General features: G+C 65.3%; 11 protein-coding genes. 5 read left to right on the top strand and 6 right to left on the bottom strand.

Going from position 1 to position 9,319, the window contains the following annotated elements; all coding sequences use genetic code 11:
* Both SE92_RS18380 and hmuQ read left to right on the top strand, forming a co-directional pair.
* Positions 1 to 1,218, top strand: a 1,218-nt coding sequence (locus SE92_RS18380; RefSeq protein ID WP_245324640.1) for a DUF1501 domain-containing protein, incomplete at its 5' end; no start/stop codon positions are given.
* Between the two features lie 147 nt (positions 1,219 to 1,365).
* Positions 1,366 to 1,680: a heme-degrading protein HmuQ gene (gene hmuQ / locus SE92_RS18375; protein WP_063197207.1), complete on the top strand. Its 315-nt coding sequence runs from the start codon at positions 1,366 to 1,368 to the stop codon at positions 1,678 to 1,680.
* A 16-nt stretch (positions 1,681 to 1,696) separates the two neighbouring features.
* On the opposite strand, the gene SE92_RS18370 is transcribed toward hmuQ, so the two are convergent.
* The 6 genes from SE92_RS18370 to SE92_RS18350 all read right to left on the bottom strand — a co-directional run bounded on the left by SE92_RS18370 (position 1,697) and on the right by SE92_RS18350 (position 5,574).
* Positions 1,697 to 2,638 carry an aldo/keto reductase gene (locus SE92_RS18370; RefSeq protein ID WP_063197205.1) on the bottom strand — a complete coding sequence of 314 codons (942 nt, stop codon included), beginning with the start codon at positions 2,636 to 2,638 and terminating at the stop codon, positions 1,697 to 1,699.
* A gap of 254 nt (positions 2,639 to 2,892) precedes the next feature.
* Positions 2,893 to 3,348 (bottom strand): GNAT family N-acetyltransferase, encoded by a 456-nt coding sequence (locus SE92_RS18365; protein ID WP_063197202.1) that lies wholly within the window; start codon positions 3,346 to 3,348, stop codon positions 2,893 to 2,895.
* Positions 3,349 to 3,420: 72 nt separating this feature from the next.
* On the bottom strand, positions 3,421 to 4,230 hold the full coding sequence (locus SE92_RS18360; protein WP_063197200.1) for a PAS-domain containing protein: 810 nt from the start codon (positions 4,228 to 4,230) through the stop codon (positions 3,421 to 3,423).
* 128 nt (positions 4,231 to 4,358) lie between these two features.
* Positions 4,359 to 4,505: a hypothetical protein gene (locus SE92_RS18355; protein WP_198172975.1), complete on the bottom strand. Its 147-nt coding sequence runs from the start codon at positions 4,503 to 4,505 to the stop codon at positions 4,359 to 4,361.
* A gap of 83 nt (positions 4,506 to 4,588) precedes the next feature.
* Complete coding sequence (locus tag SE92_RS36725; protein WP_198172696.1) at positions 4,589 to 4,765, bottom strand: hypothetical protein; 177 nt, start codon at positions 4,763 to 4,765, stop codon at positions 4,589 to 4,591.
* A gap of 158 nt (positions 4,766 to 4,923) precedes the next feature.
* Entirely contained in the window at positions 4,924 to 5,574 is a 651-nt protein-coding gene (locus tag SE92_RS18350) for a glutathione S-transferase family protein (RefSeq protein WP_063197194.1), read from the bottom strand.
* A 542-nt stretch (positions 5,575 to 6,116) separates the two neighbouring features.
* On the opposite strand from SE92_RS18350, the gene SE92_RS18345 reads away from it, so the two are divergent.
* The 3 genes from SE92_RS18345 to SE92_RS18335 form a co-directional block, all read left to right on the top strand.
* Positions 6,117 to 7,319, top strand: a complete 1,203-nt coding sequence (locus SE92_RS18345) for a pyridoxal phosphate-dependent aminotransferase (RefSeq protein WP_063203616.1) — start codon at positions 6,117 to 6,119, stop codon at positions 7,317 to 7,319.
* Positions 7,320 to 7,608: 289 nt separating this feature from the next.
* Positions 7,609 to 8,088, top strand: a complete 480-nt coding sequence (locus SE92_RS18340) for a DUF992 domain-containing protein (protein WP_063197192.1) — start codon at positions 7,609 to 7,611, stop codon at positions 8,086 to 8,088.
* A gap of 202 nt (positions 8,089 to 8,290) precedes the next feature.
* Positions 8,291 to 9,319, top strand: a 1,029-nt coding sequence (locus SE92_RS18335) for a GTP-binding protein (RefSeq protein WP_157095905.1), incomplete at its 3' end; no start/stop codon positions are given.

Below are 9,319 nucleotides of genomic sequence, written 5' to 3'. Positions count from 1 at the left end.
ATCGACTGCGTCGAGAACCGGCCCCTCACCTCGCGCCGCGGCCTTCTGCTCGGCGGCGCTTCGTTCGCGGCCTGGGCGTACTTGCCGAAATTCGCACGTGCCACCGATGGGCGCGATCCCCGGCTGGTCGTGGTGATCCTGCGCGGCGCGCTCGACGGGCTTTCGACCGTCGCCCCGATCGGCGATCCCGATTATGCCGGCCTGCACGGCTCGATCGCGCTCGCGAGCGACGGCGCGCATCCCGCGATCGTGCTCGATTCCTTCTTTGCGCTGCATCCGGCGATGCCGGAATTTGCGCGCATGTACCGCGACAAGCACGCCGCGGTGATCCACGCGGTGGCGACGCCCTATCGCGACCGCTCGCATTTCGACGGTCAGGACGTGCTCGAAAGCGGCTATGCCGGTCCGGGCCGCGTGCAATCCGGCTGGCTCAATCGCGCGCTGGAAGCGCTGCCGCGCGGCGAGCGCGTATCGAGCGCTCTCGCGGTCGGGCCCACCACGCCGCTGGTGCTGCGCGGCAATGCGCCGACCGTCGGCTGGGCGCCGGTGGCGCTGCCGCAGGCGGATGACGACACCGCGATGCGCCTCGTCGATCTCTACCGCCACCGCGATCCTGCGCTGGCCGCGGCGCTCTCGCAAGGTCTGCAATTGGAGAAGGCCGCCAGCGGCGACGACATGAAGCCGAAGCCGGGCAATCAGGTCGCACAGATGCGCCAGGTGGCGCGCGGCGCGGCAAAGCTGATGGCGGCGGACGACGGCCCGCGCATCGCCGCGCTCGCTTTCGACGGCTGGGACACGCACGCCAATGAGGGCGGCCCTGTTGGGCGTCTCGCCTTCCTGCTCGGCGGCCTCGATGGCGCGCTCGCCGAATTCGAAGGAGGCCTGGGCGATCGCTGGCGCGACACGGTCGTTGTCGTCGCCACTGAATTCGGCCGCACCGCGCGCATCAACGGCACCGACGGCACCGATCACGGCACTGGCACGATCGCGCTGCTCGCCGGCGGCGCCGTGAAAGGCGGCCGCGTCATCGCCGACTGGCCGGGTCTGAAGCTCGCGAACTTGTACGAGGGCCGCGACCTCAAGCCGACGACCGACCTGCGCTCGGTGATCAAGGGCGTGCTGCAGGGGCAGTTCGGGCTGTCAGATCGCGTGCTGGCGGAAACGGTGTTTCCGGACAGCGCCGGCGCGAAGCCGATGAAGGGGTTGGTCGCATCGTAGCTGCCGCCGTCATTCCGGGGCGCGCGTGGCGCGAGCCCGGAATCCATTCATCCGCCAACTCTGCCGCAAAATGGATTCCGGGCCTGCGCCTTGCGGCGCGTCCCGGAATGACGACATGATGATGCGAGCATCAGGAGAACCACCCCCATGTACATCGCCATGAACCGCTTCCGCGTCGCCAAGGGCTCCGAGTCCGCCTTCGAGCAGGTCTGGCTCACGCGCGACACGCATCTGGACAAGGTGCCGGGCTTCGTCGAATTCCATCTGCTGCGGGGTCCCGAACTCGAGGACCACACGCTGTACGCTTCGCATACGGTCTGGGCGAACCACGCCGCGTTCGAGGCCTGGACCAAGTCGGAGGCGTTTCGTGCCGCGCATGCGCGGGCCGGCGACACCAAGCCGGCCTATCTCGGTCATCCCCAGTTCGAAGGCTTCGAGGTGATCCAGACCGTGGCGAAGTAACGCCGCGCCGCGAACGTCAGCCCAGGGTGATCTTGTCGATCTCGCCCATCTCCTCGGCATTGAGCTTCCAGGCGATCGCTTTCACGTTCTGCTCGATCTGTTCGACGCGGGTGGCGCCCGCGATCACGCTCGACACCTGCGGGCGGGCGGCGAGCCAGGAGAAGGCGAGCTCGAGCATGCTGTGGCCGCGCGCCTTGGCGAAGGCCTGTAGCTTCTCGACGATGTCCTCGTTGCGCGGCGTGACGTAGCGGTCGCGCAGCCGTTCCACCTTGCCGAAGCGGGTATCGCCGGGCGCAGCCTCGCCCTTCCGGTACTTGCCGGTCAGGAGGCCGCTCGCGAGCGGAAAGAATGGCAGCAGGCCGAGCTTGTATTCCGTTGCCGCCGGAAGCAGGTCCTTCTCGATGTCGCGCACGACGAGCGAGTATTCGTCCTGGCACGACACGAAGCGGCTGACATTCATCGCGCGCGCGACGTACTCGGCTTCGGCGACGCGCCAGGCCGGAAAGTTCGAATTGCCGATGTAGCGGACCTTGCCCTGGCGGATGAGGTCGTCGAGTGCGCGCAGGCTCTCCTCGATCGGCGTCAGCGGGTCATAGTCGTGCTGCTGGTAGAGATCGATGTAGTCGGTCTTCAGCCGCTTCAGGCTGGCCTCGACCGCCGCCATGATGTAGCGCCGCGAGGCGCCCTGTTTGGTGCCGTCTTCCGCCATGGGCTTGGCATACTTCGTCGCGAGCACGATGTCCTTGCGGCGATCGCCCAGGACCGCGCCGAGCACCGTCTCCGAGCCGCCCATGTTCGAATAGATGTCGGCGGTGTCGAACAGCGTGATGCCGAGATCGAGCGCGCGATGGATCACCTTGCGCGAGGTCTCCAGATCCGTGCGCTGGCCGAAATTGTTGCAGCCGAGCCCGACCGCAGACACGCGAAGGCCGGAGGCGCCGAGATTGCGAATTTCCATGGGAGATCCTGTCAGAGATGAGCAGCCACTCATTCTGACCATCGTGCGCCGTGCCGGCAAGGCGCTTGCCGCGCTGCTGCCATGCTGGCAAAGGCGGACAAAAAAATGCGGCCCCTGTCAGACGCGGCGACTGACGGGGACCGCTTGGGGCGCTTGATCGGTGACGGGGGGCCTGATCAGACGCAGGTGCAGCCTAGCCGCCCTATATTACGCGCGGGTGACAGCGGGAGTTATCCACAGGGTGCGCGCGGCGGTCAGAACAGCTTGCGATAGACGATGAAGCCGGAGCGCTCCGCGACCTTGTCGTACAGGCGCTGCGCCGTGAAATTGGTCTCGTGCGTCTGCCAATAGACGCGCGGCGATCCCGCCAGTTTCGCCCGCTCATACACGCCGTGGATCAGCGCCGCGCCGACGCCCTTGCCGCGCGCGGCCTCGAGCGTGAACAGGTCCTGCAGATAGCAGGACGGCTCGATCGCGGTGGTGCTGCGATGAAACAGATAGTTCGTCATGCCGAGCAGCTTGCCGTCGCTCTCGGCCACCAGCCCATGCACCGGCTCATAGGCGTCGAAGAATCGCTGCCACGTCATCCGCGTGATCTCTGGCGCCAGCGCGGTCGGGCCGGAGCGGCCGTAGAAGGCGTTGTAGCCGTCCCACAGCGGCAGCCATTGATCGTAGTCCTGCCTGGTGACGGGGCGAATGGTGAGCGACATGTGGATTTCCCGCGATGGATGAAGCGTCATTCATACGTGATGATGGCCGCGCCGATCAATCGCCGCATCGCATCACTCAGCGACGCGAAGATACCGGATCAGCTTCCGGCCCGCGGGATCGCGCAGCGAGCGGTAGTAGTCGGCGCGTGAGGGCGCGTCGGTGTGGCGCACGAGGTCGGTTACCGGCGTGTAGCTGAGCATCCGTCCGCCGTCGGGCAGGGCGGTGCAGACGAAGCGCAGCACTTCGCCGTTGCGCAAGGCGATGTTGATCGGCGTGGCATCGCCGATCCGCACCATCTCCATGCGCTGCGCGATGAAAGTGCCGAGCTCGTCCTCGGGCAGCTCGAACGCACCGGTGTCGCGGCCGTGATACATCAGCGCGATGAAGGGCGGCTTGCCGTCGGCGATCTCGTCCGGCACCGCGAAGTAATCGCGGAACGCGCGGTTGATGAACTCGGCCCGCGTCTCGGCATCGAGCAGCACGATGCCGATATCGACCTGGTCGAGCGCGGCGGAGAGCCGCGCGGCGGTGGCGTGGCTTCTGCGCTCGGCCGCGAACGTGCCGAGCAGCCGCTCGCGCATCAAACCGGTGATGCCGGCGGTCCCGGCAGCGGTGATGGCCAGGAGGCCGAGCCGGATCAGATCCGCGGCGGCATAGGCAGCGCCGTGCTGGTAAAGGAACAGCAGCGCCACGCCGATCACCGCGCCAGCCGCGGTGATCAGGGCCGAGCCGAGACCCGACAATGCGCCGGCAAGCGCCACGATCCCGACGAGCAACGGTGCGGGCGGGGGAGTGGGGATGAAGCGATCGAGGAGTATCGCCAGCAGCAGAGTTGCTGCCGTCAGCACCGGACCGGAGATCGCACGCCATCCGAACCGCATGGACCAGTCTCGCTCCTCCCGAACGAGGTAAGACCGCAACTCTGACTGATCGTTGCGCCATCGCGATGCCTTTTCGCGCGGTGTGCTTAAGGCGCACCTGCCGGCAAGCGTAAGGCTTTCGGACGATTTTAGACGAGATGCGTGAGCTTGAGGGGCTGTTTCAGCGCGGGCGCGTTCAGCGTCGATGTCCCCGGACCCTTGCGGGTGCCGACCACAATCAACAGCGATGCCGCGACCAGGATGGCCGCGGTCAGTGTGATTGCAACGACTAACACAGGTGATTTCATCGACGTCCTGTCGCGATGCCGGCCGGCGCGGATCACGCGGGCGCCTTGAAGGGCTGGACCAGGAAACGGAATCAGGCCGGCAGGCCCATCGCCATGGTTGCCTTGGTCGACAGCACCGTCAGGGTGACGATCAGGCACAGCGAGAGCGCGGCGATCGCCAGTGAGGCCGCGACAGCATTGGTCAGCCGGGAAGACGCGACGGAAGCGGGATGGCCCTGAAAGCCTGCCGTGCCGGACGCCCGTATCATGGTCTAAATCCCTCAACGCGCGAGCGAATCACCCGCGACCTTCCACAATTTCCCAGTTTGAACCGGCAATATTGCGGCGGCTATCGCGGTGAAAATGGCCAGATTGCGGCAAATATTACCGTTATGCCCGCTATTCCCCTGAGCGGGAGCGGGTGCCGTCAGGCGCTGGCAGCGATGCTGGCGGGATCGTCGATGTCGGCCGGCCGCCAGTCCATCGACACGAAGCCGGGAGCCGCTTCCACCCGCTTCAGCCAGTCCCGGATCGCGGGGAAGGCCTGGAGGTCGAAGTCGCAGCGGTCGGCCAAATGGGTGTAGCCGTACAGCGCGATGTCGGCGACCGTGAGCTGGCGCGCGGCGAAATAGGCATTGGTCTTGAGGTGATTCTCCATCACCTGGAGCGCGCCATAGCCGCGCTCCATCCAGTCCTCCAGCGAATGGGTCTGGAGGTCGCGGCCGCCCTTGACCAGCGACAGCCAGAAATAGGCGGCGCCGATGTTCGGCTCGAGCGCGTGCTGCTCGAAGAACATCCATTGCAGCGCCTCGGCGCGGTCGATGCGGTTCTCGGGCGCAAGCGGCGTGCCGACGGCGACGTACCAAAGGATGGCGTTGGATTCGGCAAGGTAACGGTCGTCGCCGACCTCGAGCAGCGGCACCTGTCCCGACGGGTTCTTGGTCAGAAAGTCCGGCGTGCGGCTCTCGCCGCGCAGAATGTCCACCTCGATTGCTTCGTAAGGCAAGTTGAGCAGCGCCAGCGCAAGGCGGACCTTGTAGCTGTTGCCCGAGCGTTGCATCGAATAGAGCTTGTACATTCTGGGAGGTTCAAATCCGAGGATGGGAAGACGCGACGCGCGTTACCCTGCGACGCGGCTAAACAATGATGCCGATGCGAATCCGCCGCAAGGGCCAGCCAATAGAAAAACTCGAAAACCCTACCGCACTGCAACGGTGAGGAAGATCATTTTCGCGCGACGCTGCAAATCAGTTCACGCTTGCGTCAATGCTCCGGCGCATTGCCCTGCGAGATCGTGAAGCTCGACGGTCGGGACGGATTGATGCCTCCGCATCGTCATGGCCCACTTATCCGCAATCAGGCTCGCCGGCGTGCTGGTTCTGCGCATTCCAAACGTACAAAATTGCTCCGAGGACATGCCTTGCCGGATATGAGCCAATCCGGAGGGAAAGTTGCTGAAAATTGCGGGAAATTGCGCCTCGAAACGCGTCCCGTCCGCAAGTTTTTCCGGGATTTGGCCGAAGTTTCTTGCGGTGCAGCGGCTCACGTTTTAGGGTGGCTGCATTCCCACAATCGGAGTCGTGAGACGAAAGGTTTCACGACGCTTGTCAGGAGATGACGATGTCCTTCCTTGCCGCTGCGCTCGACCGTGTGAAGCCGTCCGCGACAATCGCGGTCACGGATAAAGCACGCGCGCTGAAAGCGGCGGGCCGCAACGTCATCGGCCTCGGCGCAGGCGAGCCCGATTTCGACACGCCCGCCAACATCAAGCTGGCGGCGATCCACGCCATCGAGGCCGGCAAGACCAAGTACACCGCGGTCGACGGCATTCCCGAGCTGAAGGACGCCATCATCGCCAAGTTTCAGCGCGAGAACGGCGTTACCTACAAGCCGAACCAGATCATCGTCGGCACCGGCGGCAAGCAGGTGCTGTACAATGCGCTGATGGCGACCATCAATCCGGGCGACGAGGTGATCATTCCCGCGCCTTATTGGGTCAGCTACCCTGAAATGGTGGCGCTCGCCGGCGGCGAGCCGGTGCCGGTGGTCTGCACCGCCGCGACCGGTTTCAAGCTCCAGGCCGAGGCGCTCGAGCGCGCCATCACGCCGAAGACCAAATGGGTGATCCTGTGCTCGCCGTCGAACCCGACGGGAGCTGCCTACACGCGTTCGGAGCTGAAGGCGCTCACCGACGTGCTGGTGAAGCATCCCCACGTCTGGGTGATGACCGACGACATGTACGAGCACCTCGTCTACGACGACTTCCAGTTCACCACGGTCGCGCAGGTCGAGCCGAAGCTCTACGACCGCACGCTCACGGTGAACGGTGTGTCGAAAGCCTATTGCATGACCGGCTGGCGCATCGGCTATGCCGGTGGTCCCGCGCAGCTGATCAAGGCGATGGCGACGATCCAGTCGCAGTCGACCTCGAACCCGTCCTCGATCGCGCAATGGGCCGCGGTCGAAGCGCTGAACGGTCCGCAGGACTTCATTCCCGCCAACAACAAGGTGTTCAAGGAGCGGCGCGACCTCGTCGTCTCCATGCTCAACCAGGCCAAGGGAATCGAGTGCCCGCGTCCCGAGGGCGCCTTCTACGTCTATCCGTCCTGCGCCGGCACGATCGGCAAGACGGCGCCGTCGGGCAAGGTGATCGGCAATGACGAGGACTTCGTCACCGAGCTGCTGGAGACCGAAGGCGTCGCGGTGGTGCAGGGCTCGGCCTTCGGCCTTGGACCGGCGTTCCGCATCTCCTACGCGACCAAGACCTCGGACCTCGAAGATGCCTGCAAGCGCATCCAGCGTTTTTGCGGTAATCTGCGCTGAGACTGTCGCGGTGCTTTCCCTCTCCCCTTGTGGGAGAGGGTGGCTCGCCGCGGAGCGGGCGAGACGGGTGAGGGGTTCTCTCCGCGCATGATCCTCTCGCCGCAACATACGCGGAGGCAACCCCTCATCCGGCGCTTCGCGCCACCTTCTCCCACAAAGGGAGAAGGGAAGAAAGCACGCCAATTCGTCGTGTGAAATCTGGCACGGCCGCGGCTCCTGTGGCATAGACCATCGCGCAGCTTGCAGTGCGCCTTCTCTGCTCGCATCACCTTATCGCCGGAGATATTTCATGCGCCGTTCGTTCATCTTCGCCGGGCTCGCCGTTGCCAGCCTCGTTGCCTCCAGCGTCAGCGGCAGTGCGCAGCAGCGGATGGCGCGGGTGGGTGTGCTCGAATGCCGTGGCGGCGCCAGCGTCGGCTTCATCGTGGGATCGGTGACCCATCTCGGCTGCGTGCTGCGCGCCGACGGTCTGCCGGACGACCGCTACGTTGCGACGATCCGCAAAGTTGGTCTCGACATCGGCATCACCCAGGAGACGGCGCTAGCGTGGGGCGTGTTCGCACCGGTCGACCGGCTCGGCCCGGGCGACCTCTCCGGCAATTATGCCGGCGCGCAGGGCAGCGCGTCGGTCGGCGTCGGCCTTGGCGGCAATGTGTTGGTCGGCGGCTCCAACAATTCGATCGCGCTCCAGCCGCTCAGCGTGCAGGGCCAGGTCGGCCTCAACGTCGCCGCCGGCCTCGAGAGCCTGGAACTTCGCCCGGGCCGTTAACGATTTGCGGTTGCGGCTTTCTCTCCACCTCTTCCAGCGGGAGAGGTGGAACACCAAGCCGACCACCGCAGAATTATAAGACTTGATCGAACTGACGACGCACCGCAGCGATTTTTGACGCTTGCCAAATCTCGGGGACGGGCAGAGCATCTGCGTTTGCCGACCCAATCATGGGCCGAGCTCCACACCAAGGAGGCGGCGAATGGGACAAGACGTCAGAAGTCCCCGAGGTCCACGGTGCATCGCGCTGGTGGGCCCTTTCCAAAGCGGTAAAACCACACTTCTCGAAGCAATCCTGGCGCGAACGGGCGCGATCCCGCGCGCCGGCAGCGTCGATGCCGGAACGTCCGTCGGCGACGCCACCCCTGAGGCCCGTCATCACAAGATGACCGTCGGGCTGACTGCCGCCACCACGAGTTTCATGGGCGACAGCTACACCTTCCTGGATTGTCCAGGTTCCGTCGAGTTTGCCCACGACATGCGCGCCGCGCTGCCCGCGGTCGATGCGGCGATCGTGGTCTGCGAGGCCGACGAGAAGAAGCTGCCGCAGCTGCAGATCATCCTGCGCGAGCTGGAGGAGCTGAAGATCCCGCGTTTCCTGTTCCTCAACAAGATCGACCGCGCGAGCCAGCGCATCCGCGAGACGCTCGCGATGCTGCAGCCCGCTTCCCGCGTGCCGCTGGTGTTGCGCCAGATCCCGATCTGGAAGGACGATCTGATCGAGGGCTTCGTCGATCTCGCGCTGGAACGCGCCTTCGTCTATCGCGAGCACAAAGCCTCCGAGGTGGTCGCGCTCGAAGGCGGCAATCTCGATCGCGAGAAGGAAGCCCGCTTTTCCATGCTGGAGAAGCTCGCCGATCACGACGATGCGCTGATGGAGCAGCTGCTCGAGGACATCCAGCCGCCGCGCGATGCCGTGTTCGACGATCTCGCCCGCGAATTGCGCGAGGGACTGATCTGCCCGGTGCTGCTGGGCGCCGCGGCGCGCGAGAACGGCGTGCTGCGTTTGATGAAAGCGCTGCGTCACGAGGCGCCCGGCATCGCGGAGACGGCAAAACGCCTCGGCGTGCCCGAGAGCAAGGATGCGCTCGGTTATGTCTTCAAGACGCTGCACTCGCAGCATGGTGGAAAGCTGTCGCTGACGCGGTTGCTGGCCGGCCATCTCGAGGACGGTGCGACGCTGCAATCCGCCTCCGGCAGCTCTGGGCGCATCTCCGGCATCCTCGCCGTC

This window comes from Bradyrhizobium sp. AT1, assembly GCF_001590795.1.
Taxonomy (GTDB): domain Bacteria; phylum Pseudomonadota; class Alphaproteobacteria; order Rhizobiales; family Xanthobacteraceae; genus Bradyrhizobium.
This window is presented reverse-complemented; position numbering and strand designations above follow the sequence as displayed.